This window comes from Pseudoalteromonas gelatinilytica, from assembly GCF_001641615.1.
GTDB lineage: Bacteria > Pseudomonadota > Gammaproteobacteria > Enterobacterales > Alteromonadaceae > Pseudoalteromonas > Pseudoalteromonas gelatinilytica.
This window is the reverse complement of sequence record NZ_LRRU01000020.1, coordinates 31,854-56,026: the sequence shown is the minus strand read 5'-3', so window position 1 is coordinate 56,026 and position 24,173 is coordinate 31,854. Positions and strand designations below refer to the sequence as shown.

Here is a 24,173-nt window from a genome sequence, read left to right as displayed (position 1 = left end):
ATTGATCAAATGAATATTAGGCACGTCGACCTCAACCTATTGGTGTATTTAAATGTCCTCATTGATGAACAAAGTGTGTCTAAAGCCGCCAACAAACTGGCTTTGACTCAACCTGCAATGAGTAACGCCCTGAAGCGTTTGCGAGATTTGTTTGATGATCCATTGTTAGTGAGAGCCGCTGGCACAATGACGCCAACAGCAAAAGCGCTCAGCCTTAAACCAGAGATAGAATCACTATTAAAAATGGCCGAAGAAATTACTCAGCCAAGTGAAGTATTCGACCCGAGTACCGCGAATATAACGTTTCGGATCATGGCAAACGACTACCTTGAATCAACGCTTATTGCGCCGTTTATCACCCAGCAGCTAGCAAAGAACCCGGGGCTTAATTTTGATATTTTGAGCCCAAGTGATGTTAACCTTCAAGATATGGAAAAAGGCACCATCGACCTTGCCATTAACCGCTTTAACGGCCTGCCCCGCTCATTCCACCAAGCCAGTGTATGGCGCGACAATTACTGCTGTTTAACACACCCAGACAACCCTTACTTACAACGGCAAGACCTTGAAGGCTACCTTGCTCAAGAACACATTTGGGTGAATCGGGCTGGTTGGGGCGTAGAAGCGGCCGTAACGAATAAATCCGGCAGCCAAAAACTCGGCTGGGTCGACGAGGCATTATGGCAACTAGAACAAACCCGCAATATTCGTGTATTTACCCGCCATTACATGGTGGCAAGTTTGCTGTGCCAATCACCAAAACTTATCGCTACATTACCTCGTCGCCAAGCCATGTTATTAGCAAAACACACTGATTTGGTAATAAGTCCAGTGCCATTTCAAATCGTGCCTATTGAAGTAAAAATGTTATGGAGCCCTTTGCTACATCACGCAAACCCGCACCAATGGCTGCGCAGAGAGCTACTCGCCTTTGCCGGTACGGTGGCTGATCGCTAAAAACAACATAATATTGATTAAATCAATATCAGTTATTGAAAACAACAATTTCATAAATAATGAGTGAAGGGCTAGAGTGAAGTTAAGCACATAAACAAAGAGAAAATGATTATGGAAACTTCAGCGCAATTCACTCAACAGGACGGCCTTTACATCAATGGTCAATTACACTCATTTATCGAGCAGCAGCTTTGTAAAAAAAGCAATTTAGCTTGCGAAGAAATTTACCAAACGCTGGCAACAATGGTTGATGAGTTTGGCTGCCAATGCCGTAAAACCAAACATCAAGATGATGATGTTTTACAAGCAGACACGCTGTTAAAAGCATATAGCTCAGTACGCACTCACCCGCATTGTCATGTTGATGCACAAACAACAACCGCAGTACTTGATGAATACTGCTGCCAAGTTCCGGCTATTTTAGTGGTTGCGTTAATGGACACATTAACAGGCATGACAAGCAACGAGCCTGGTGCAGAACACATTTATCAACGTGCAGCACAACTAACAGGCAAACCATGTGTCTACGCTGTTAAAAGCGCCAATGCCGCTTAATATGGTTAATTATTTGAGTTACTTATTCGAGCGATGATGCTTTTTGCAAAATCACTGCAACTAAGCATCGTCGCACCGGCTACTAGGTTAGCCAAATCAAACGTCATTTCATTTGCGCTAAGCGTCTGTTCTAGGGCTTTTTCTATTTTATTCGCCGCTTCGTGCCAGCCCATAAAACGTAGCATCATGACCGCACTTAAAATGCTGCTTGTTGGATTTGCAGTGTCTTCCCCGGCAATGCGATTAAATGTGCCATGAGTCGGTTCAAAAAAAGCCACTTCATTATTTAAGTTTGCCGCAGGCATTATACCTACCCCACCAACTTGTGCGGTTAGCATATCAGCTAAGTAATCGCCGTTTTGATTGGTTGTTACCACCACATCAAATTGCCCTGGGGTGAGCAATGCTTGTTGTAGCATGTTATCGGCAATGACTTCTTTGATGATTAAATCATCTTGATCGTCTCGTTTGATCACTAACCAACGACCATTTTCATGCGCTACAGCGTTAAACTCTTGCTCAGCAAGGGCAAATGCCCAACGTTTAAAGGCGCCATCGGTAAATTTAAGTACATTGCCTTTGTGCACCACCGTCAGTGATTCACTGTGCTCTTTAAGGGCGAAGTTGAGGGCATAGCGCATTAGTCGCTCTGCCGCCTCTTTCGAGCTATTTTTTATGCCAATGCCACATTGGTTATCAAAACGAAGTCGAGTGACCCCCATTTCTTGGCACAGAAAATCAAGCATACGTTCGTTGTCAATACTGCCAGCCTGCCACTCAATGCCCGAGTAAACGTCTTCTGAGCTGTCGCGTATTACGGTGATTTGGGTTTTTTCAGGCTCTTTTAAGGGCGATGGTAAATGCGGATAACTGCGAATGGGCCGCATGTTAACGAATAAATCCATCTCATGACGAAGAGCCACATTTAATGAGCGAAAACCTCCGCCAAGGGGGGTTGTTAACGGCCCTTTGATTGCAATTTTATACTGTCTAACGGCATGTAGGGTTTCTTGCGGGAACCAGTCGCCATCGTAAAGCGCTGCTGCTTTTTCGCCATTGAATACTTCCATCCAATGTATTTGTTTATCACCTTGATAAGCATGTTTCACCGCAGCGTCGACAATATCACGCATCACCGGACTTATATCTTGACCCACACCATCGCCTTCAATGTAAGCTATAACCGGGTTATCAGGAATATGCCATTGGCCCTTACTATTAATCGTAATTTGCGCGCCATTCGAGGGTACTGAAATATGTTGATACTGCATCATGCCTTCCCAGCAAGGTGTTTTGACAATATTAATATCAAGAAATAGCTAATTTGTCTGTGCTTACAAAGAAATAGCCGCTATTCAAGCAATCAATGCGTTACCTTGGTTATTTCGTCTTGCATAGCACAAAATAAGGAAGCAATAAGCTGCGTATCGAGCGTGACGGTATCTTTTTTAAGCGCAGTATCTACTGCAACGGCTTTAACATAGAGCATTTCACACTCAAACATATTCGCAGCACCTTTGAGCATATGAACATTTCTGCTTAAGCCATCTATATCCATATTTTTGTATTGCTCGCGCATTTCTCGATACTGTTCTTCAAGACCTTTTATATAGTCATCTTTAAGCGCCTGAAACTCTTTTTCAGGTAACTTGATATCGGCCAACTCATCACAATCTAAGTAACTGGCAATTTTATGACTAAAGCCATTGCGATCAATTGGTTTGGCTATTAAATCATTAAAGCCTTGCTTCATATAACGGGCAATTTCATGCTTCATGGTATTCGCTGTCAATGCAATAATTGGCGCGCTAACCCCGGTTGCTTGCATCATTTTTAATGCCTCTTGACCGTCCATAATGGGCATTTGAATATCGAGCAAAATAAGGTCAAAGCTGTCTTCGAGGGTTGCTTGCACTGCGTCTTTACCATTTTCGACGGTGGTCACTGTCAGCCCCATCCGCTCTAATATTCGCGCAATTAAACGTCGGTTGTCTGGATGGTCTTCGGCAAGTAATACCCGTCCCTTCAAATTTTGAGGCGCATCAAGCTTACTAAACGGTGAGGTTTCAATAAGCTTCACTTCGCTCATGTCATTGAGCCAACGTGTGTTATCTGTGGTGTACACCGACATAGTGAAAATAAATTCACTGCCAGAGCCGACATTACTTTTAACGCTGATATCCCCATCCAATTTTTGCGCAAGGCTCTTTGAAATGTTAAGGCCAAGCCCGGTACCGCCATACTGGCGAGAAATACTAGAATCCGCTTGATAAAAAGCACTGAACAAAGCTTGTTGCTCTTTGTCTGTCATGCCGATACCGGTGTCTTTTACGCTTATCGACAACTTATCGTTATGACAGCTCACCGTTAAAGTTATACGCCCCACTTGAGTGAACTTAAGGGCATTAGTGGTCAAGTTTAATAAGATTTGCCTTAAACGACTCGGATCGGTGATCAAGTAGTCTGGCAATGGGAACTGGTAATCAACACTGAACTTTAAGCCCTTATCGCGAATTTGCTTGCCGATAAGTGACTCAATATTGGCAATCGTGGCAAACAAGTCTGTTTCGACTAAATCAATCTCGAGCTTGTTGGCTTCAATCTTCGACATATCAAGTATATCGTTTATTAAGCCAAGAACATGACGGCTATTTTGCAAAATAACCCCAATCCCATGGTTGCGCTCATGAGGCTTAATGTCCCCGAGCATAATGCCATCTGCATAGCCAATGATTGATGTCATTGGAGTACGAATTTCATGACTGATATTCGCTAAAAAACGGCTTTTAGCTTCATTGGCATCGCGAAGCTCTGAGGCGAGTTCTTCAAGCTCCAACGTTCTTAAATGGACTTTTTCTTCAAGGTTTTTGTTGAGCTCTACGTTGTCATCGTGAAGCAACCTAAACTTATCGGCAACAGCAAAAGCCAGCAACATGGCGTCCATGGCAGTGCCTATCAAACCCAATAAATATAAATTAATGGAGGTTGCAGGCAGCAAGCCTAAATTAGTTAAATTTCCGACCATATTCGGTAGCATCATGGCAATGTAAGCAAGCACAAAATAGCGTGCTGGCTTAAAGCCAATGAGCATACAGCGTATACCTATGTATAAGCCTAAACATAAAGCGACACCGGTGACTAACGTTGACCAATAAAAACCAAAGCTTGGCCATAAAATACAAAACGGAATACCCAGAGTAGCGATTACACCCACCGTCAGGGATAATTGCGCCAGTTTGGGAAATGTCTCTTTAAGTTTGAGTAGGTTGTTGTAAAACAGAATATTGGTTAAGGGTGTGAGGGCAAAGCCGAGCCAATGAAGATGAGGATTATAGTAACCAAACAGCTGATCAGAAATATGGAAAAAATGGCTCCAAGCAAACACCCAGGATGCAGTAAATAGCGCGTAGTAAAGGTGTGTGACATCACGAGAAACCAAGTAAATTAATAAGTTATATAAACCAAGTGCAATACCCACCCCAAAGCAAAGCATCATGATCATATTTTCAATGGTTATGTTTTGAAAATAATCTTGATAAGGCGTTAATACCAGTTTTGCGGGAGTATAAAAGTAGTCACTCTCAAAATAAGTGATAAGCGTATATTGCTTACCTTTTTCAAGAGATAAGCGATTACCATAGTGAAAAGCAAATTGATTCGCCTCGACCCCACCGGTTACAAAGTGCTGTATCGGGGCTGTTGGATCAGTTATATCGTAAATGCGGCTTTCTATTTTCGAAACCAAGGTGTTATACGGATAAAGCACTAAATCTTCGATATCACTTAGATTTTCAATTTCAACAATTAACCAATAACTACCGCCAACCGAGCTTATTCGAGATTGCGGTTTTTTGCTTGCTTGCCAAGCATCAATCGCAGCCACCGATTGCGGAAACATATTATCGTTTGCCGTAAACACTTCACCAACATCATGAAGGTTTTGATCAGCCACAGCATCAGTGTAGACAAACGTCTGTTGTGCATTAGCCGAAACACTCAATAGCAATAAAAACAGCAGAGTACTTAAATACAGCTTTAACCGCATTCACAAAACCCCTGTACCATTTTGGAGATGGCAACGACTAGAATTGCAGTGAAACATCAAAGCCATAGCGACGCCCTTCCCCTTTAAAGTCTTCAAGCATGCCTAGGAACGAGCTTAAATCGAACTTTAACTGACTGTATTCAGTATCAAATAAATTTTTGCCCCATAAAGTAAATGACCAATTTTCAACATCGTATTTTAGATTCGCATTAACAATGCTAAAGCCGTCTTGGCGGGCATATGGGTTCATGTTCTGGTCAAAATAAAACTCAGACTGATAATCGTAAATGATGTTGGCCGATAACGGATACGACGCCAAGCTGGTATCGTATTTTAATCCCGCTGATACATTCCATTTAGAGGTAAACGGCAGTTGGTTATCGGTAATACTGTTGCCAAGTGGGTCAACGTATTCTTCAAATTCAGCATGAGGGATATAGCCAACTGAAAGTAGCATGGCTAATTGTTTAGTTGCTTGGTAATTAATTTCAGTTTCAAGGCCATAAATAGTTGAGTCAGCCACATTTTCAAGTAATTGCACTGGGGGCATTTGCGGTGTTTCTGAGGCTTGATTCATAAACACTTGTTGGTCGTTATAGTCATAGTAAAACGCCGCCCAATTAATTCTAAGTTGCTTCCCTGGCCAGAACGACTTTAAGCCAATTTCATGGGCATTTAAGCGCTCTTTGCCATAGTTTGCCAAGATTGCTTGTTCTTCAGATGACAAAAAGCCACCATTGTAGCCGCCACTTTTACTACCATTTGCAAAACGATAGTAAAGATTGCTTGTATCTGAATAGCGATAATTAACGGCAAATTGGCCGCTAAAGCCGTTATCTGATTGCTCATCGGTAACGCGATAAAATGGTACAAGCACTCCGTCTAAGTCGTTCACATCAACCACCGCATTTAACGTGGCGATTGAGTCATAATCAAGTGACTCATAGTCATATCTAAGGCCTGCTGTAATCATCCATTTATCTGCGACAGGCACTTCAATTTGGCTAAATACTGCCAAATTTTGCATCTTGATTTCGTTATCGTAGATAAAGGTCGCGGTTAAGTTTGTCGGTAAAATGCCGCGGAAATCGCGCAAAATATCATTTAAATTATCTTGCTCAATCGTCTCATCGGCAAAATAAACACCACTGGTGAGTGTGTAATCAGCAAATTCGTTTAATAATCTGAATTCTTGGCTAAAAAGTTGAGTATCTAACCCTAATACCCCTTCGCACAAACGAGCTGGCGAGCCATCGCAGTTAAAAGCGTGGCTTCTTTCGAGATCGTTAAAGCTCGAGAGAGAAGTAAAAGTACTTTGCTCGTTTAAATGCCAATTCAGTTCAGCAATAAAGCCATAACCATCAGATTTATGAGGTGAGTCATTGTTAACGCTCACTGCAAAAAAATCATCACTGCCGTCATTAAAACCAAAGTTATCAAAACAGCGCGTTGACCCTGCATCTGCAGGTGAACACAACTCACCCGTTAAAGGGTTTGCGACAACACCAATATTGCCTACAGGCTGGGCAATACCATCCCAATCTTCAATATGTGCTTGCAGGTAAAGATCAACGTTATCCCACTCAGACAAAAAAGACACACGGGCATTTTTTTGCTCCATGCCTGCTGTTGGCGAGTCTGCATAGATATTATTTGTTGAGTATTCGTAGTCTTGATAGTTAACCGCAATTCGCAATGCACTAGAATCTGATAGTTGTTGGTTCCACACACCATCAACGCTGGTGGCGTTGTTATTGGCAACACCTAATGTCAACGCGCCATAGCTATAAAACTCAGGGCGATTTGAGCGTATAAGTATTGCACCACCGGTAGAATTACGACCAAACAAGGTACCCTGCGGGCCCCGTAAAATATCGAGCTGTTCAATATCGTACAAGTTAACAATTTGATTATTAGCAGACCCCACCGCAACGCCATCAAGATACATGGCAACAGGTGAAGTATTCGCCGTATTATAATCAAGTAACCCCACCCCACGGATGCTCACAGCGGGAGGCGTCCCCTCTGCAGCGTTTTGGGTAATTTTAACGTTTGGCGCAAACAAACCAATTTCAGTTGAATCTTTAAAATGCTGAGCTTTTAAAATTTCGCCATCCACTTGGCTTACCGCTACACTCACGTCTTCAATTGCTTGCGGACGCTTTTGTGCATAAACGCTAATAACTTCCATGTCTTTTTCAGTCTCAGCTCCTTGTGCAACAGCGCTTGCCATTACACATGCCGCCAAGCTGGTGCTCGACAACATCATAAGCTTAGGATCTTTAAGAAAAGGACGCTTCATTGGCTTTTAGACCTTAAAAGAGGGAAACTTGTTAAATTGTTGTAATTTAGTGGTAAGTATAGACCAAACAATAGATTAAAGTCGCATATAAATCATGAAATTTCGTGACTTATACGCATACTTTTTTACACCTTTATTCACACTAACCTTTTTCGAATGCATGCTCTCCGCTGATTTCGCTTGGCCAACCACATATTGCCCGCGCTGTTTGCATACCGGCCATCACAGCAGCCTCAACACAGCCTGCATTAACGCCGGTTTTTATCCAGTCGCCAGTGATGCGCAAATTGACAAACTGACTGCCATCTGTAGCCAGGCGGTATTTACTCGAATCAACCACAGATAAGACATAGCGCTCACTAGGATCGACATTAACGCGCCAATATTGCTGCTCAAGAACTGGTAAAATGCTATGCGGATCACTGTAAAAAACCTGCCAATCAAACTTGTTATCAATATAGGCTTCAGGCCAAAGTGGCCGCATATCTGCGCTAAACAAATTATGCATATTCAATTTTACTTCGGCTTTCATTTGCTCTGGGAATTGATGTGCACTGGCAGGTGGGTAGTTTTCGCAGCTAAACGCACTGCAAAAATAGGCAATGTTCACAGGCGCATTTTCACTTGGCCAATCTTCTTTATCGAGTAAGTTACCCATTGCCGCCCAGGTATCAAACGGCTCGACAAAGCCACTTAAAATAGGCCCTTCGTGAGCAGCATTAGTTTGCGTAAAGCCAAGTTGTGGGTCGGTTTTATTCAACCATACTTGGCAAGCCTGAGTCGCCACACTTTGCACTTTTGTTGCTTGTTGAGAAAGCGCGTAATCTACAGCTAAAAGTTCAGAGGCAACGTGTTCAAGTGAGGCAACCGACACACCTAAAATCAATGTATCAAAATCAATACCATGGCGAAGCGTCACTGTTGGCAATGGAGTACTAAAGTGTTCTTGATACACCTCGGGCCAATTACTCCAAAATGACTCTAAATTGATTTGATATTCTTGCAATAAGTGCGCTTGTTCAGGGCTGATTTGCTCATACAGGGGTTCACTTGGCCAGCATGGCAGCTGTTTTACATCTATGAGCGGTTCATAGTCTTGGCCAACTAAACTGACCTGTTGGCAAAGCTCAATCTCACTTACCTGCGGCTCACCTTGGTCAGTTTGCCCAGCAGATAAGTTAGTTAACTGATGGAAAAACTTAAACTTAACGCCGCGCTGCTTTAAAAGCTCATAAATTGGACCGAAAATGACATCGCCCATGCCTGCTTGCATTTTCCACATCACGCCGCCTTTATAGCAAAGCCCTATACGTAACATAGCAAGGGCGGCAACGCCGGCTTCAACATTAGGTTTATTAAAGTCACCTTTCGGGTAAGCAAACACCAAATCATAAAAGCCGCGCACTGGCGCTGAATCGACACTGTAAGTTTTGTTAGCACCATTTTTTTCGAGCCACTGACGAAAATCGTAGCAATTAATGACACCAAAACCGTCGCGATATACTTTGTCTTTAATCAGTCCTGTGAGCATTGCAATCGCAAGATCGGCACAAATATAAAGTCTGCGCAGCTCTGGGTTGTCATCGAGTAAATCAATAACTTGGTCTTTAAACCACCGTTTTAACTTTCTGACGATATACCAAATAACCAGTCGATCGGCCTGTTTATCTGTATGGGTGGCCTGCTTTTCGGTGAACTGCAGCAAATGAGTTATCAATGTTCGTGGGTTCGAGGCAATTTCAGTTGCGCCTGCTTCAATATCATCGATGAATTGCTTTGCGCCACTTAAATGGGTATCAATGTCTGCTTTGATTTCTTGATACATGTGTTTGAGTAACGATTGATCCCGTGACTTTTTAGTCACTAAAGTGGTTTTAGCGTCTTGCTGCTGACAAACATGTTCAATGCCTTCGGTCCATTTTTTTAGCCATGCTAATGTCATGGTGACAAAGTCCCACACTGTTATATCGAGGCTGCCATCAGCGGGGTTCCCTTCAACGGTAGGAAAATCTATCGGCCAAGTTTGCCATTCGTTATCAATAAACTCTTGTAAGGCAATAAAACTGTGTGGTTTAAATGCCTGCTGCCAAGTAGCCAATGAACAACTAGCAGGTCGATTGAGTGAGTTATACACCCCTTCTAAGGTGCGAAAGCTATTCACGTAGGCGCCAAACCAAACATGCAAACCATGCTCTTCGATTCGCTGTCCAAAATGGGCGTTTCGGCCACTCGCCCCTTTACCGCCAAGGCGCCAACCCTGTTGATAAACGGTAATCTCGCGCTGGCTTTGCCAATTAGCTTGCTCGGTTAGATACACTGCCGCAGTCATCGCTGCAACACCGCCACCGACAATGGTGATTTTTTCTTTTTCCATGGTTACCCCTGTACTGGTAACAGTTGTGTTGCGCCAAGCTGATCAAAGTCCATATTGACGTAAAAAGGTAAATGAACCGCTTGTTTGCCAAGTGCAATGCCAAACATGTCATTCAGAGGAAAGCTCGCAAGAGCTTTTACATCCAAACTAAAATCATTGTGTAAAAGTTTTAATTGGTGAATTTTTTTGATTAACGATGGTGAGTGAACCACGCTTTGATAAACGGCTTTATCTCCTTGGCCATCGGGAAATTGTTTAAACAAAATCTGATCCATCTGCGGATGAATAAACCCGTCTAACAATTGTTTAAGAAGCGATAAATCAATGCCTTTAATTTGCGCATCAAACAAATCGGTAACGTGTTTAGAAAAATGCGATAAGTTATCGAGTAGGTTTTCCTTGGTACTTGCCTGTGTTTGCTCAATGGTTAATAGCTCATGCATTGCTAATTTAGAGTCTGGGTTAAACACATCAAAACATTCTAAAGAAATACTAAAGGCGCCCGCATCACTCACAGTCGCAGGCATTTGATATTCACACAGGTATTTATTGTAGCCCCAGGCTTCTCGGCCATTAATCAAAGCATAAATGTTATTGACGCTAATAAATGCCGGATACCAATATAAATGACTAATATCTCCACCTTGCATTTTTGCTACTGGGAGCCAAATAATAATATCAGTTTCTTGCATCCAGCCATGCTCTGAAAACGGTGGCGTTAACGAAGAAATTTTTTCGATATCAGTGAAGGTAAGTAAACACGTGCTCCCTAACACATTAAACGAGGTTGATTCGGTTGCTAATAAATTTAAAGTTGCATCAACATACTGCTGCATTTTTTGCTCACACCCAGCAACAAAAAATCCGTACATTTGCGCATTGATCATTCGACAAGGTGGTTTAGCAACCGGGTTAGATAAGAAGTGGCTGTAATTTGATTGGTCCGTCATAGTCATTACTTATATTATTGTTTAGTAATGACTATAGACTAGTTTTTAATGGTTGGTGGCAACTTCTAGATGACAACTTTCTTTTAACAGTTGTTCTGTAAATTGCTGATAGCCAAGCTGATTAAAATTTTCAGATAATGGATTCATAAAACCATGTCCAAAGTCGGCTATTTCACAGCTCACCTTCGCTTTACTTTTTAATGTTGCAATCACAGGCTTTATATCAAAATGTTCTTCACTGTGAGGAAAAATAAATCGGCAAGGGACTTTGGCTTCAAGCTCAAGATGATGCCTGACTTGGGATGGATAAAAGGCAATAATTTTTTTAATGAATGAATTTTTTAACTCTGCTTGAGCTCGCCAAACAGCCGCTGCGCCTGCACTAAATGCAATAATGGTGGTTGGCTGACGAATAGCGGCCATTTTGACATGCACCCGTTCAAAATAACTATCATGACCGCAATGAGTAATAAAATGCTGATATTGAAACTGCTCGTTTATAGGGAGCTGAATTTCTCCTAAATAGGGATCGCAAAGACTCACTTTACCGCGAAGCTGCTGAGCAAGCAGCGATAAATGCGCTGTTTTACCAAATATATCTGACACCAAAAGGTAATTCATAAGCATACTTCTTATTGTTATTTTGTGCCTAATCACAATACGCCTGTTTCTGTTAAACATCCAGAAATTATTTTTGATGTTTAAAAAATAAACCTTGCGCTTAGTTAATTCTTACAGTAATCTACTTGTCTGGTTTTTAGAAACCACGCGGTTAACCCCTTACCTTGATCCAGTAATTCCCGCATATTCGTATAAATACTTGCAGCTTGTTTGCTAAATGACATTTCGATGAATTTTCAAATCATCACCAAACTGTCACAAACTTAGTCAACACTGTTAGCAAGACAACAAATGTCGGTCTGTATTTTTAAATGCCTTTTAAAGCTCTACAGACACTGACAAAAGAAAGAGTGAGTTTTATTATGTCATATAAATACAACGGATCTTTGATCCAGATCGCACATCCAGTGCAATCAATCTCGGTAAATAAACAGCGTGTAATTTTTAGTGACACGCAGGGCTTAAAAAATGCCATCTTCCAAAAGGCCAGTGATGCACGCCAATTTGTGAAGTGGTTAAAAGCCAACTAAACCCTACCGATAAACGCCAGCCAACAAGCTGGCGTTTTAGTTTTCACCACCAGCCTGCATATAGCTAAATTCCTGCTACACTTATATTTTTAGCCCATAAATAGGTAGTAAAAATGCGTTGTGTGTGGTCTATTTTACTATTACTTTTTTGCCTGCCCGTTGCTGCAACCAAGCAACCGAAGACCATTGAGTGGATCATGGTCGATTTTGCCCCCTACTACATCATGAATGATAAGTACGAAGGCACAGGTCGTGATGAAAGTGTGATCAAATTACTAGAAAAAGCACTCCCTGAAGTGTCATTTAAACGCACTTTATTGCCGGCTAGTCGTGCCGTGCATGAACTATCAAACCCGCACAACAATTACTGTATGCTGTCGTTGTATCAAAACGAACACCGTAAGCAGCATATTCAGTTTACGAAACACTCATCAACAGTGGGTTTATCACCCTCCATTGCCATACGTAAAGAGTTAGCCGCAAAGCTTGAGTTAGACGTCACAAAACCAGTGTCCTTAAAATCGTTATTAGACGATAAACACTTGGCATTAGGGGTATCAATGAGCCGCTCTTTTGGCGCCGATATTGATAGCGTGATTAACGAAAGCCATGATTCAAATATCATCTCACGCCCTGGTAGAGACACCCTCGCAAGCTTGACTTATATGCTACAAAAAAAGCGTATTGATATATTACTTGGCTACCCAAGCGAGCATTACTATTTGGCGCATTCTATGGGCTTTGAAGATGAATTGACCCAACTGTCACTCACTGAAGCACCTGCATTAAGTGTTGGTTACATAGGTTGTACAAACAACGAACAAGGTAAAGAAACAGCAAAATTATTAGATGAAACCCTTGAAAAAATAGCGCATACAGATGCTTTTCATGACGTTTTAGTACGCTGGCTACCGGATAATTTGCAACCAATTTTAGAAAAGAGGTTAAAAGATAGAAACGAAAGTGCCGCTCATTGAGCGGCACTTTTATATTGACCAATCCGAGAATAAAGCGAATTGGTGGTCGTATGAATGGTGCTTACTTACGCACACCTTCAATAAATAAACCAATATCAACATGCGTTGAAGCAGGGCCAAGATTGTAGTCGATACCAAAGTCAGCTAGTTTTAGGCTTGTTTCACCTTCAAAACCAACACGGTAACCACCCCATGGATCTTTACCTTCACCAATTTTATCAATTTCAAAAGTAATGGTTTTAGTCACACCATTTAAGGTAAATTCACCTGTTACATCTGCTTCATCACCCTCTTCATCAAATTTGATTGAGGTACTTTTAAATGTTGCAGTTGGGTATTTATCAACATTTAAGAAATCTTTGCTGCGTAAGTGCTTGTCACGCTCAGCATGGTTTGAGTCGATGCTTTTAGTTTCAATCGTTACATTAATTTTAGACGCATTTGGCGCTTTATCGTCATAGCTAAAATCACCTGAGAAAGTATTAAAACGACCATGTAACCAGCTGTAACCTAAGTGCTTAATTTTAAATGTAACAAATGCGTGGGCACCGTCTGTATCAATAACGTAGTCAGCTGCATTTGCGTTTGCTGTTGAGAAAAGTGCAGCACTTAGTGCTGTGCCTAATAGTAATTTTTTCATGTTAATCATCCTTCAATGGTTTGATCATTCTAATTAAGGTTTTATCTTTATCGATAAAATGATGTTTTAGTGCCCCTAAAGCATGTAAAACAACGACAGCTATTAGCCCATACGCGGCATAAAAGTGAATTTTACCTGCAATATCTTCTTGGTTCGCCACCGACTCTGGTAATGCCGGCACAGCAAATAAATTAAATACGTCAATTTCACGGCCATCAGCCGTAGAGATTAAATAGCCAGATGTCACAATGACGATTAAAGCTAAATAAATTAGTTTATGGACTGAGTGAGCAACATGATTCATTGCTTGTGAGCTACCTGCAACAGGCTCAGGTTGAGTACCTAATAAGCGCCAACCAAATCGAAACAACAACAATGCCGCTAAGGTAATACCCACGCTTTTATGCAAGTCCAAAGAGCCTTTGTACCAAGCGTCGTAATAAGTCAGCTCAACCATATAAACGCCTAAGCCAAACAAACCAAATACCCCAAGTGCCATTAACCAGTGCACTAAGATGGCCACCCAGCCATAACTTGACTTTGAATTCTTTAACATACTCATTTCCCATGAGAATCGTGAAACTAGATACATCTTAAATGACGGCTTATATAATTAAAATAGCGTAAAACGAACAGCTTCTGTGCGTATATGCACACCCAGGGAAAGAGGAAAGTTGTAAGGGGAAAGAAAAAAGAAGGTGCTAGGTGCTAGGTGCTAGGTGCTAGGTGCTAGGTGCTAGCAGTAGTATGAATCCTCGTTAATAAAAGCGTCTAATTCTTAACGTGATAAATTTTTAGTTTTCTCACAACCGATTAATCGCTCACCCCAATAAACTCAGCCGATTTCAAAAGAAGTAACACCGAAAATACGGTTTAATGGCAAACTCGGAGAGTCGTTGGTATACATTCTGGCGGTTTCAAATGACACCTGCATGTTGTACTTTTGTGCTAAAGCAACAGCAGCTTGATTGATTTCTGGCGTATCAAGGAAAATAGCGTCAGAGGCACCCACTTTAGATTTTAAAGCTAGAAATAGAGATTCAGCCATTTCTGGTGAGTCGGCAAATAGAGGACCAATTTTAAAGCCATTCTGACATTTGCGAATAACGCCGTATCCTGCTAATTCCCCATTTTGCATTACGCCAAAGGCATCGCACTGGGGTTGGCTTAACCACGCTTTAGTAAAGTTTGCCCTATTTACCGGGAAAAAAGCCTGTTCGTATGCGTCAATAATTTCGAATGGCACAGCATTAAGATCTACAATATCTGCATTTTGCGGTGACCTACCACCTCCTACTCCTGCAAAACGGATATTGCGATAAGCCAGATTAAAACCAGACTTTTTATAGTTTTCTTGCTGTTCCACCACACCATCAAGGCCGATATTCAACCCTTCAAGGCGTTTTAACGCGGCATTCCAGATTTGTATTCCGTAACCTTTGCCACGGTAACCGGGTTTAACAATGTAGAAACCAATAAAGCCAAATACATCGTGGTAATTAATGGCAGAAATTGTAGCGATAGGCTCATCGTCTAGAAAACCAACTAGAAATCCTTCAGGATCAGCTGCAAAATAACACTCTGCATCATTAAGGCCTGGATTCCAACCTTCTGCTGCAGCCCAATCAATCATGAGTTCGACTTCCTTTTTGGTCATGGTTTTGATTGTAAAGTGTTTACTCTGCATCTGCTTTCCTTAAAAAATTGAGATAGTTATAAGTCTATCGTTTTTATAGCTGTTTACTTGTGATACTTCTCACAGCTAGTTGACCAATCATATTTTATAAATTTAGTAAACTGAGGATAATCATCATCTGTTTTGTAGGATACGACCACTCCCCCATTACCTATAACATTTACTTTAAATGCTGGTGAATCATACGTTCGCCCTGGGACAAAACTAGCATAAGATGTTTTCCAACCATCCTTGTGTTTGACTAATACCTTTTTCAGCTCGTCATACGCAAGATCGCCCTCAGTTATTATTGTTTCGCAAAACTCAAACTCTGGAGGAATGAGATCAACCCTAATCTGTTGATCACGATTAATATATAAGTAAGTTGCAGCCAACAGAATCATTATAGATAAAATTATTAGTGATAAAGCTTTCATAGTAATCTCTTAAACTAGAATCTTTGTAAAACCTCTATCCCAGTCATTTTAATGATTTCTTGCACTACTCGGTGTTTAGTATTTTCAATAAACACCTGAGTAGATAGTTAGCAATTATATTTTACTTGCTGTTATTTCAATCCTATACACTTCAACACCCTCCGTTCCAACCTCAATCGTTGCAGGTTCGTTAAGGTTTACCATTAACTTAGGTTCTTGAAATTTATTGTAAGAGCCATTTTCAAATTTATAGAGTGCTGATGTTAGTGCCACAGTTTGGTCGTACAATGTAGGGGTTACATCAAATTTAAGAATATCATCTGCAGTCACTGTTTCAGTTTTGTCTTCTTCAGTTTTAACAACGTGCGTTTTTACAAGTTGATTATTCAAATAAAGGTTAAGGTCTAATTGCAAACTTTCTGCAGCTGAGGCACCAAATGCAGCGAGAGATAACAGTACCATTCCTAACTTTTTCATTATATTTTCCTTAATAGTTGGCTTACCCCAAAATGGGAAAACCAACTTATCAGGTACTGAGACTTGGCGCAATTGTTTAACACTCTGTAAGTTAAGTGTTTTATTCGCATATGAAGCAAATTTTCGTGACGAGCTACTTCTTCACTGATGATAGCCACTTGGCATGAAAGAAGTCACAACTTTGAAACTTAAAACTTACCGCTTAAAGCTTCTAACTATTAACTTCCAGCTATTCGCTTTCTTCCACCAAACCAACATAAATCTGGCTATTGGCATCTACCTGAAAGCAGCTGATCAGGTTTTCTTTCACCAGCTCTAACATGGCGATAAAGCTTACTACAACACCACTTCTGCCCTCTTCTACCGTAAAAAGAGTGCTAAAAGGCAGCTGTGATTGAGCCTCTGAGAGTTTATCTAAGATTAAGCTCATCCGTTCACGGGTCGATAAGGCTTCTGCGGTAATATGATGGTGTTCAAATGTTTTAGCTCGGGCCATAACGTCGCTTAGCGCAACTAACAAGTCTTTCATGTCAACGTCAGGTAACAGTACCTCACGCTCACTGAATTCTGGCACCAGTGCTTCGGCAACAAAAATATCGCGGCCTTCGCGAGGGATCTCATCAAGATTTTCTGCGGCTTTTTTAAATTGTTCGTATTCTTGTAAACGTCTGACAAGCTCAGCTCGTGGGTCTTCTTCCTCTTCAAGCTCTTCATGTTTTGGTAATAATAATCGTGATTTAATTTGTGCTAATAGCGCCGCCATCACAAGGTATTCACCTGCCAGCTCAAGCTGAAACTCGCTCATCATTTCAACATAACTCACGTATTGCTCAGTAATACTAAAAATAGAGAGCTCTAGCACATCGAGTTTATGTTTTTTGATTAAATACAGAAGTAAATCGAGAGGACCTTCAAAGGTTTCTAAAATGATCTCTAGCGCATCGGGGGGAATATATAAATCTTCAGGTTTATCAACCACTGCTTTGCCATGCAAAAAAGCCAGTGGCAGCTTTTGCTGTACTGGCTCTTGCAAATTATCTGGCGCGTCAAGCTCTGGGCTAGTCAATGAAGTCTCTACTCAAATGGTTTGGTATCACCACAACCGACACGTAAGATTTCGATGCTATCATCTGACAAATCAATTACTGTGGTTGCCTGTTCAGGAAGATAACCACCATGAATAATTAAATCAACTTGCTTTTCAATGCGATCGCGAATTTCATCAGGATCAGCCTCGGTATATTGCTCACCCGGTAAAATTAAAGAACACGACATTAACGGCTCACCTAATTCAGCCAATAAAGCGCAGGTGATTGGGTGTTCGATAACACGAATACCAATGGTTTTTTTCTTTTCGTTTAATAAACGCTTTGGTACTTCTTTAGTGCCTTTAAAGATGAATGTATAAGGCCCTGGGGTGTTATTTTTAATCAATCTGAATAACTGATTATCAACGCGAGCATAGGTAGATAGTTCCGATAAGTCACGGCAGACCAAAGTAAAGTTATGGTGTTTTTCAATGCCACGAATACGTTCGATGCGCTCTTTTGCTTGCTTATTACCAATGCTGCAACCAAGTGCGTAACCCGAATCGGTTGGGTATACAATAACACCGCCCTGCTTAATAATATCAACCGCTTGGCTGATTAAGCGTGGTTGCGGATTATCTGGATGAATATGAAAAAACTGACTCATTACACGCTCCTATTGCCCTTCCCATGCTTGCCAAACCCCTTGGCAATCTTTTGGTAAGTATAAATTTTTACCTAACTCCAACCAACTGGTCGGAAAATGAAAATCTGACCCTTGCGACGCAAGTAAACCATATTCACGGCAAAGTTCACCTAAAAACTGGCGCTCACTCGGCGCTTGCTGTGGCTGTGCAACTTCCATCGCATCACCACCTGCGTCTTTAAACTCAATAATTAACTTACGTAGCCACTTATTCGACATTTGATAACGCCCAGGATGTGCAAGAACGGCAACCCCACCCGCTTGGTGAATGGCAGCAATTGCCGTTTTCATATCACACCAACTACTTGGTACATAGCCTGTTTTTCCTCGCCCTAAGTATTTTTTAAATACCCCCGGAAAGTTTTTAGCTACACCACGTTCAATCAGTGCACGGGCAAAATGCGCGCGTGTGATCTGGGCGTTTTCGGCAAATGTTTTTGCTTGGTCGTAAATGCCTTCAAAACCATTTTTAGCGAGGCGACGACCTATCTCTATAGCGCGCTCTTCACGCTTACCTTGTTGCGCTTGTAATAGTGACAACAGTGCGTCATTTTCATCATCAACATTTAAGCCAACAATATGAATTTCAAAGCTTTCCCATTTTGTTGACACTTCAACGCCAGCAATTAATTTAAGCGGTAAATTATCATTTGCAATGACTAGGCGAGCTGGCTTTATCGCACTTAACGTGTCGTGATCGGTAATTGCAAACACATCTATGTTTTTCTCAACCGCGCGGTGTAACAATTGCTCGACTGATAGCTGACCATCTGAGTATGTGGTGTGGCTATGTAAATCGTATTTTATCAAAGGGAAAGACTGCTTTACGTAAGTTCTTGAATCAATGATGTGAGTATAACAAAAATTTACTGTGAGGGCGTGATTATCTTTTTCGGTTAGACATATATACCCTCATAAATAGGCAATTACGAGAGGTAAATGCCAAACACGTATTAATATGTAAATTAATGCTTGACAGTATCGGCATAGGTACGCTTTACTGTATGCACTTTCAGACACGTTAAATAAGTAATAACAATGAACAAAACAATTCAAATCACAATTTGGTGGTGGCACTCGTAACTAGCGGGTGACGAATTGTCGTGTCTAACGATTTCAAAACCCGCTCATATAGCGGGTTTTTTTATATCTAAATTTTAAGGTTTTATAATGAATTACATAGCAACTCTTACACATCATTGGTGGTGGCGCTTGGCTTAGCGGGACGGTAAGGGTCTATCTAATTTATAGGCATCTTTATACGAACCCCGCCAAGCATCGCTTCGCGGGGTTTTGTTTTTTAAAGAGTTTTTGGGAATGAGGGAGAATGAGGTTTGATTTTTAGTCATATAACAACGACACCGGGTGAAGTAACCAGTATCACTCAAGTGCGCGACTACATCAGTAGCCCACTTGCGTTATACAGTTTACTCGATAAGCCTAATTCACTGCTGTTAGAGTCTGCTGAAATTGATTCTAAAGACAGTGTAAAAAGTCTAATTTTGGTTGACTCAGCGCTACGTATTGTTTGCCAAGGCAAACAGGTCACACTCACTGCACAGTCAAATAACGGCAAACAATTACTGCCTTATTTACAAACTCATGTGCAAAACTGCTCTGCTGAGCTTGTAGAAGACACATTAACGTTAACCTACAACGAAGTAGCAAGTGACATTGATGAAGCCAGTAAATTAGTAGCAGATAACGCTTTTAGTGCGCTACGTAGCTGTATTAATAGTATTAAAAGCACCACAGATAACCCATTTTCTGTGTTCTTAGGCGGTGTATTTGCCTACGATATGGTTGCTAATTTCGAAACTCTTTCTGATGTGCCTGACGGCGAAAACAGCTGCCCTGATTATGTTTTCTACCTAGCCGAAACGTTAGTTGTCATCGACCATCAAGCAAAAACAACCGAACTAATTGGCAATGTATTTAACGGCCCTGAAGTTCATGCTAATTGCTTTGAGGTTGGTCAACAGTTAGAGCGTTTAAATGCCGTATGTGACAATGCACAAAGCTACCAAGGGCAAAAGCAAGCAGGCTCAAACCCAATCTGTGTGGATGTAAGCGACGAGCAATACTGCGAACACGTCATCAAGTTGAAAAAGAACATCGTTGATGGCGATATTTTCCAAGTTGTTCCGTCACGTACTTTTTCTCTCGCCTGCCCAGACTCACTTCATGCTTACAGCCAATTAAAACTACAAAACCCAAGCCCATATATGTTTTACATGCGCGATGAAGAATTTGTGTTATTCGGCGCATCACCCGAGTCAGCCCTCAAATATTGCGCAGAGAGTAAACAAGTTGAGGTATACCCAATTGCTGGTACTCGCCCTCGTGGCAAGTTTGCTAACGGGCAAATTAATCCAGACCTAGACAGCCGCATTGAACTTGAGCTTCGCAACGACCAAAAGGAACGTGCCGAGCACCTGATGTTAGTTGATTTAGCGCGAAATGATGTAGCCCGTATTAGCGTACCAGGCACACGTCACGCAAAAGAATTATTAAAAGTAGACCGCTACTCACAAGTGATGCACTTAGTTTCACGCGTGGTGGGTACTTTAAAGCCTGAACTCGATGCGCTGCATGCTTACCAAGCTTGTATGAATATGGGCACCTTAGTGGGTGCACCTAAAGTACGCGCTGCTGAGTTAGTTCGTCAAACCGAACAAAAACGCCGCGGCAGCTATGGCGGTGCTGTGGGTTATTTAACGGGCGATGGCGCCATGGATAGCTGTATTGTTATTCGCTCTGCCTTTGTTAAAAACGGCACAGCCTACGTGCAAGCAGGTGCAGGTGTGGTGTTTGATTCAGATCCACAATCAGAAGCCAATGAAACCCGCGCTAAAGCACAAGCTGTGATCACTGCGATTCAATCGACTTACGAGGCACAATAATGACGACAACATCAGCCTATAAAATCTACTTTTTAGATAACTTTGATTCATTTAGTTATAACTTAGTCGATGAACTTTCTATGTTAGGGTGCCAGTTAGTGGTATACCGTAATAACATCAGTGCACAAAGCATCTTTGACAAAATGAGCCAAGAAACCGTACCTGTGTTATTAGTACTTTCACCCGGCCCTGGCGCACCATCTGATGCGGGTTGTTTAATGGAACTCATTGAACTGTGTAAAGGCCGCTTCCCGATGCTGGGTATCTGTTTAGGGCAGCAAGCACTAACACAAAGCTACGGTGGGGTTATTGGTCATGCAGGCGAAACTGTGCACGGCAAGTCATCAATTATTACGTTGACTGAGCACCCAGTATTCGCGGGTATGGGCGATAAAATGCCGGTTGCTCGTTATCATTCATTAATGGCAACTAAAGTCCCTGATGATGTTGAAGTAATTGCTTGTTATGAAAATATTCCGATGGCAATTTACCATCAACAAGATAATGCCCTTGGTTATCAGTTTCATCCTGAGTCAATTTTAACGCCAAATGGCGCATTGCTATTACAGCAAAGCATTGAATTTTTAACCGCACGCGTGCAGTAGAGGAATAACATGGAAGCAACAACTCAAACCCAGTTAAACCAATTATTAGCAAAGCAAGATTTATCATTTTCGCAAGCAACTGCATTGTTTGACGCCATCATGAATGGCCAGCTAAATGATATTGAATTAACTGCTGCACTTATCGCCCTAAAACTGAAAGGCGAAACAAGTGATGAAATCGCCGGTGCGGCGGCATCAATGCGCGCCAATGCAGTGCCATTTAAAACCAGCAAAACCTTACTTGCTGATAGCTGTGGTACCGGTGGCGATGGCTCAAACACAATTAATATTAGTACCACAGCTGCTATTGTTGCCGCCGCTGCGGGCATCAATATGGTCAAACATGGTAATCGCAGTGTGTCGAGTAATTCGGGCTCAGCGGATTTACTTAAAGCCTTGGGTATCAATATCGATATGAGCCCTGAGCAAGCAGCGCATTGTTTAGACAATACTGGGTTTACATTTTTATTTGCACCGCATTATCACAGTGGTGTACGCCATGCGATGGGCGTGCGTACGGCTCTTAAAAGCCGCACAATTTTTAATATCTTAGGGCCACTGGCCAACCCTGCTGCCCCTGAGGTGCAATTGCTTGGTGTTTATGACCCTTCACTGTGTTTACCAATGGCCGAAACCCTAAAAACCCTTGGCACAAAACGCGCTATGGTGGTTCACGGTGCAGGCACTGACGAAATTGCCTTACATGGGACAACCAAAGTGGTTGAGCTTAATAACGGTGAACTAAGCGAATACACGCTAACAGCGAGCGATTTTGGTCTTGCAAACTATTCACTTGAACAACTAGCAGGCCAAGGCCCAGAATATAACGCAAAAGCGAGCTTAGCGATTTTACAAGGTCAAGGTGAAATGGCGCATAACGCTGCCATTATAGCCAACGTTGCCGCCCTTCTTTATTTAACCGATAAAGCAGGCGATTTAAAAGCAGCCGCAGATCAAGTAAGCGAATTATTAGCATCAGGCAAAGCGATGGACACATTGAACGCAATTATTGAGGTAAGTCATGGCTAACGTGTTAGACAAAATTGTTGCCGACAAACGCATTGAATTAGAACAAAGAAAAGCACAGCGCCCGCTTGAATCGTTCATTAGCGATGTTGTGCCAACCAAGCGAGACTTTGAAGGCGCATTAGCAGCAACCGGTACACAGTTTATTTTAGAATGTAAAAAAGCCTCGCCGTCAAAAGGGCTTATTCGCGAACCATTCAATTTAGACGAAATTACATCGGTTTATAAAAAGTACGCAACCTGTATAAGCGTGCTAACGGATGAAAAATATTTCCAAGGCAGTTATCAGTACCTTGAATACGTGCGCAGCCAAGTGGAACAGCCGCTTATTTGTAAAGATTTCTTTATTGATGAGTACCAAGTTTATTTAGCACGCTTAACTGGTGGTGATGCCATTTTATTAATGCTCTCAGTCCTTGATGACGAGCAATATTTAGCGCTTCACAAAGTGGCTGACTCTTTAAACATGTCGGTACTAACAGAAGTCAGTAATGAGCAAGAAGTAAGTCGTGCACTTGCACTTAATGCCAGCCTAATTGGTATTAATAACCGCGACCTTCGTGATTTAAGTACTGATCTTGCAACAACTGAGCGTTTACGTCAGCTTATCCCAAATGACAAAGTAGTGATTTCAGAATCGGGCATTTATACCCATAAAGATGTAAAACGTCTTGCACCATTGTGCGATGGCTTTTTAATTGGCAGCTCACTGATGGCTGAGCGCGACTTAGAAGCCGCATGCCGTAAAGTCATTTTAGGTGAGAACAAAGTGTGTGGTTTAACCCGTTCACAAGATGCGATGGCAGCCTACGCCAGTGGTGCTGTGTATGGTGGCTTAATTTTTTATCCTAAGTCACCGCGCTATGTCGATATCGACTGTGCCAAGCAAGTTACGCAAAGTGCCCCGCTCGCGTATGTGGGTGTGTTTGTCAATGCACCTCTAGAACAAGTGGTCGATTATGCACAAAGCTTAAAATTAGCTGCAGTGCAATTACATGGTGACGAGAATAGCGAGTATATTCAAAGTCTCAGAAAGCAATTACCGCTTGGCTGTGAAATTTGGAAAGCCCAAGCCGTTAAAGGCGAATTACCCAAACCGCTTGAAGGGGTTGATCGCCATTTATACGACACTTACAGCAAAAGCCAAAAAGGCGGCACAGGCGAAGCATTTGATTGGTCAGTGCTAGAGACGGCAACCGTGCCGTTTATGTTAGCCGGGGGTTTAAACCCAGAAAATATTCACGCAGCGCTTTATCGCGGTGCTAACGGCCTTGACCTAAATTCTGGCGTTGAAGCGTCAGCGGGTAAAAAGTGCCAAACAAAATTACAAAATGCGTTTTCGCATATCAGAAATTATTGAGGTTA

The 24,173-nt window shown here is 41.8% G+C and carries 22 protein-coding genes; 8 read left to right on the top strand and 14 right to left on the bottom strand.

Annotated features, from left to right (window positions below):
- Positions 1 to 9: 9 nt before the first annotated feature.
- Together NH153_RS13140 and NH153_RS13135 are read left to right on the top strand one after the other, a co-directional pair.
- Positions 10 to 957, top strand: coding sequence for a LysR family transcriptional regulator (locus NH153_RS13140; protein ID WP_063704596.1), 948 nt, complete (start codon positions 10 to 12; stop codon positions 955 to 957).
- A 111-nt stretch (positions 958 to 1,068) separates the two neighbouring features.
- Positions 1,069 to 1,512: a hypothetical protein gene (locus NH153_RS13135; RefSeq protein WP_063704594.1), complete on the top strand. Its 444-nt coding sequence runs from the start codon at positions 1,069 to 1,071 to the stop codon at positions 1,510 to 1,512.
- A 5-nt stretch (positions 1,513 to 1,517) separates the two neighbouring features.
- Here the strand turns inward: NH153_RS13135 and icd are convergent, their stop codons facing one another.
- The 6 genes from icd to NH153_RS13105 form a co-directional block, all read right to left on the bottom strand.
- The gene (gene icd, locus NH153_RS13130) at positions 1,518 to 2,783 is read right to left on the bottom strand and encodes an NADP-dependent isocitrate dehydrogenase (protein WP_063704592.1); all 1,266 of its coding nucleotides are present in this window, start codon (positions 2,781 to 2,783) and stop codon (positions 1,518 to 1,520) included.
- Positions 2,784 to 2,875: 92 nt separating this feature from the next.
- Entirely contained in the window at positions 2,876 to 5,557 is a 2,682-nt protein-coding gene (locus NH153_RS13125) for a 7TM diverse intracellular signaling domain-containing protein (protein WP_063704590.1), read from the bottom strand.
- A 37-nt stretch (positions 5,558 to 5,594) separates the two neighbouring features.
- A complete protein-coding gene (locus NH153_RS13120) occupies positions 5,595 to 7,859 on the bottom strand; it encodes a TonB-dependent receptor (protein WP_240494375.1) in 2,265 nt (754 codons plus the stop codon).
- A 142-nt stretch (positions 7,860 to 8,001) separates the two neighbouring features.
- The gene (locus tag NH153_RS13115) at positions 8,002 to 10,233 is read right to left on the bottom strand and encodes an NAD(P)-binding protein (protein ID WP_063704588.1); all 2,232 of its coding nucleotides are present in this window, start codon (positions 10,231 to 10,233) and stop codon (positions 8,002 to 8,004) included.
- Positions 10,234 to 10,235: 2 nt separating this feature from the next.
- Positions 10,236 to 11,183, bottom strand: a complete 948-nt coding sequence (locus NH153_RS13110) for an acetoacetate decarboxylase (RefSeq protein ID WP_082874067.1) — start codon at positions 11,181 to 11,183, stop codon at positions 10,236 to 10,238.
- 45 nt (positions 11,184 to 11,228) lie between these two features.
- Positions 11,229 to 11,804 carry a dienelactone hydrolase family protein gene (locus tag NH153_RS13105; RefSeq protein WP_063704584.1) on the bottom strand — a complete coding sequence of 192 codons (576 nt, stop codon included), beginning with the start codon at positions 11,802 to 11,804 and terminating at the stop codon, positions 11,229 to 11,231.
- Positions 11,805 to 12,166: 362 nt separating this feature from the next.
- On the opposite strand from NH153_RS13105, the gene NH153_RS21860 reads away from it, so the two are divergent.
- Positions 12,167 to 12,334, top strand: coding sequence for a hypothetical protein (locus tag NH153_RS21860; protein ID WP_165381452.1), 168 nt, complete (start codon positions 12,167 to 12,169; stop codon positions 12,332 to 12,334).
- Positions 12,335 to 12,447: 113 nt separating this feature from the next.
- Complete coding sequence (locus NH153_RS13095; RefSeq protein ID WP_063704582.1) at positions 12,448 to 13,311, top strand: TIGR02285 family protein; 864 nt, start codon at positions 12,448 to 12,450, stop codon at positions 13,309 to 13,311.
- Between the two features lie 61 nt (positions 13,312 to 13,372).
- On the opposite strand, the gene NH153_RS13090 is transcribed toward NH153_RS13095, so the two are convergent.
- From NH153_RS13090 to rnm, 8 genes are all read right to left on the bottom strand, one after another.
- A complete protein-coding gene (locus NH153_RS13090) occupies positions 13,373 to 13,951 on the bottom strand; it encodes a YceI family protein (protein ID WP_063704580.1) in 579 nt (192 codons plus the stop codon).
- 1 nt (position 13,952) lies between these two features.
- Positions 13,953 to 14,507 (bottom strand): cytochrome b, encoded by a 555-nt coding sequence (locus NH153_RS13085; RefSeq protein ID WP_063704578.1) that lies wholly within the window; start codon positions 14,505 to 14,507, stop codon positions 13,953 to 13,955.
- 279 nt (positions 14,508 to 14,786) lie between these two features.
- Positions 14,787 to 15,638, bottom strand: a complete 852-nt coding sequence (locus tag NH153_RS13080) for a GNAT family N-acetyltransferase (RefSeq protein WP_063704576.1) — start codon at positions 15,636 to 15,638, stop codon at positions 14,787 to 14,789.
- Between the two features lie 53 nt (positions 15,639 to 15,691).
- Positions 15,692 to 16,063: a hypothetical protein gene (locus tag NH153_RS13075; protein ID WP_063704574.1), complete on the bottom strand. Its 372-nt coding sequence runs from the start codon at positions 16,061 to 16,063 to the stop codon at positions 15,692 to 15,694.
- Positions 16,064 to 16,177: 114 nt separating this feature from the next.
- Positions 16,178 to 16,540 carry a hypothetical protein gene (locus NH153_RS13070; protein WP_063704572.1) on the bottom strand — a complete coding sequence of 121 codons (363 nt, stop codon included), beginning with the start codon at positions 16,538 to 16,540 and terminating at the stop codon, positions 16,178 to 16,180.
- A gap of 229 nt (positions 16,541 to 16,769) precedes the next feature.
- A complete protein-coding gene (locus tag NH153_RS13065) occupies positions 16,770 to 17,573 on the bottom strand; it encodes a segregation and condensation protein A (RefSeq protein WP_063706122.1) in 804 nt (267 codons plus the stop codon).
- Positions 17,574 to 17,614: 41 nt separating this feature from the next.
- Positions 17,615 to 18,235 carry an L-threonylcarbamoyladenylate synthase gene (locus tag NH153_RS13060; protein WP_063704570.1) on the bottom strand — a complete coding sequence of 207 codons (621 nt, stop codon included), beginning with the start codon at positions 18,233 to 18,235 and terminating at the stop codon, positions 17,615 to 17,617.
- A gap of 9 nt (positions 18,236 to 18,244) precedes the next feature.
- Complete coding sequence (gene rnm, locus NH153_RS13055) at positions 18,245 to 19,084, bottom strand: RNase RNM (protein WP_063704567.1); 840 nt, start codon at positions 19,082 to 19,084, stop codon at positions 18,245 to 18,247.
- 524 nt (positions 19,085 to 19,608) lie between these two features.
- Between rnm and NH153_RS13050 the strand changes: the two genes are divergently transcribed.
- The 4 genes from NH153_RS13050 to trpCF are packed head-to-tail and all read left to right on the top strand — an operon-like array spanning position 19,609 to position 24,168.
- Positions 19,609 to 21,177 (top strand): anthranilate synthase component 1, encoded by a 1,569-nt coding sequence (locus NH153_RS13050; RefSeq protein WP_063704565.1) that lies wholly within the window; start codon positions 19,609 to 19,611, stop codon positions 21,175 to 21,177.
- Complete coding sequence (locus tag NH153_RS21755; protein ID WP_063704563.1) at positions 21,177 to 21,782, top strand: aminodeoxychorismate/anthranilate synthase component II; 606 nt, start codon at positions 21,177 to 21,179, stop codon at positions 21,780 to 21,782. Before NH153_RS13050 ends, NH153_RS21755 begins: the two co-directional genes overlap by 1 nt.
- A 9-nt stretch (positions 21,783 to 21,791) precedes the next feature.
- A complete protein-coding gene (trpD, locus tag NH153_RS21750; RefSeq protein WP_063704562.1) occupies positions 21,792 to 22,811 on the top strand; it encodes an anthranilate phosphoribosyltransferase in 1,020 nt (339 codons plus the stop codon).
- Positions 22,804 to 24,168 (top strand): bifunctional indole-3-glycerol-phosphate synthase TrpC/phosphoribosylanthranilate isomerase TrpF, encoded by a 1,365-nt coding sequence (gene trpCF, locus NH153_RS13035; RefSeq protein WP_063704560.1) that lies wholly within the window; start codon positions 22,804 to 22,806, stop codon positions 24,166 to 24,168. The genes trpD and trpCF overlap by 8 nt, the downstream gene beginning before the upstream one ends.
- The last annotated feature ends 5 nt before the right edge of the window (positions 24,169 to 24,173 follow it).

Excerpts from the sequence above, each read along its gene's own strand:
- NH153_RS13115 (WP_063704588.1), bottom strand. The coding sequence starts at position 10,233 with ATGGAAAAAGAAAAAATCACCATTGTCGGTGGCGGTGTTGCAGCGATG.
- NH153_RS13125 (WP_063704590.1), bottom strand. The coding sequence starts at position 5,557 with ATGCGGTTAAAGCTGTATTTAAGTACTCTGCTGTTTTTATTGCTATTG.
- NH153_RS13105 (WP_063704584.1), bottom strand. The coding sequence starts at position 11,804 with ATGAATTACCTTTTGGTGTCAGATATATTTGGTAAAACAGCGCATTTA.
- NH153_RS13070 (WP_063704572.1), bottom strand. The coding sequence starts at position 16,540 with ATGAAAAAGTTAGGAATGGTACTGTTATCTCTCGCTGCATTTGGTGCC.
- icd (WP_063704592.1), bottom strand. The coding sequence starts at position 2,783 with ATGCAGTATCAACATATTTCAGTACCCTCGAATGGCGCGCAAATTACG.
- NH153_RS21860 (WP_165381452.1), top strand. The coding sequence starts at position 12,167 with ATGTCATATAAATACAACGGATCTTTGATCCAGATCGCACATCCAGTG.
- trpCF (WP_063704560.1), top strand. The coding sequence starts at position 22,804 with ATGGCTAACGTGTTAGACAAAATTGTTGCCGACAAACGCATTGAATTA.
- NH153_RS13075 (WP_063704574.1), bottom strand. The coding sequence starts at position 16,063 with ATGAAAGCTTTATCACTAATAATTTTATCTATAATGATTCTGTTGGCT.
- NH153_RS13140 (WP_063704596.1), top strand. The coding sequence starts at position 10 with ATGAATATTAGGCACGTCGACCTCAACCTATTGGTGTATTTAAATGTC.
- NH153_RS21755 (WP_063704563.1), top strand. The coding sequence starts at position 21,177 with ATGACGACAACATCAGCCTATAAAATCTACTTTTTAGATAACTTTGAT.
- NH153_RS13090 (WP_063704580.1), bottom strand. The coding sequence starts at position 13,951 with ATGAAAAAATTACTATTAGGCACAGCACTAAGTGCTGCACTTTTCTCA.
- NH153_RS13095 (WP_063704582.1), top strand. The coding sequence starts at position 12,448 with ATGCGTTGTGTGTGGTCTATTTTACTATTACTTTTTTGCCTGCCCGTT.
- NH153_RS13080 (WP_063704576.1), bottom strand. The coding sequence starts at position 15,638 with ATGCAGAGTAAACACTTTACAATCAAAACCATGACCAAAAAGGAAGTC.
- NH153_RS13120 (WP_240494375.1), bottom strand. The coding sequence starts at position 7,859 with ATGAAGCGTCCTTTTCTTAAAGATCCTAAGCTTATGATGTTGTCGAGC.
- NH153_RS13135 (WP_063704594.1), top strand. The coding sequence starts at position 1,069 with ATGGAAACTTCAGCGCAATTCACTCAACAGGACGGCCTTTACATCAAT.
- NH153_RS13060 (WP_063704570.1), bottom strand. The coding sequence starts at position 18,235 with ATGAGTCAGTTTTTTCATATTCATCCAGATAATCCGCAACCACGCTTA.
- NH153_RS13110 (WP_082874067.1), bottom strand. The coding sequence starts at position 11,183 with ATGACGGACCAATCAAATTACAGCCACTTCTTATCTAACCCGGTTGCT.
- trpD (WP_063704562.1), top strand. The coding sequence starts at position 21,792 with ATGGAAGCAACAACTCAAACCCAGTTAAACCAATTATTAGCAAAGCAA.
- NH153_RS13085 (WP_063704578.1), bottom strand. The coding sequence starts at position 14,507 with ATGTTAAAGAATTCAAAGTCAAGTTATGGCTGGGTGGCCATCTTAGTG.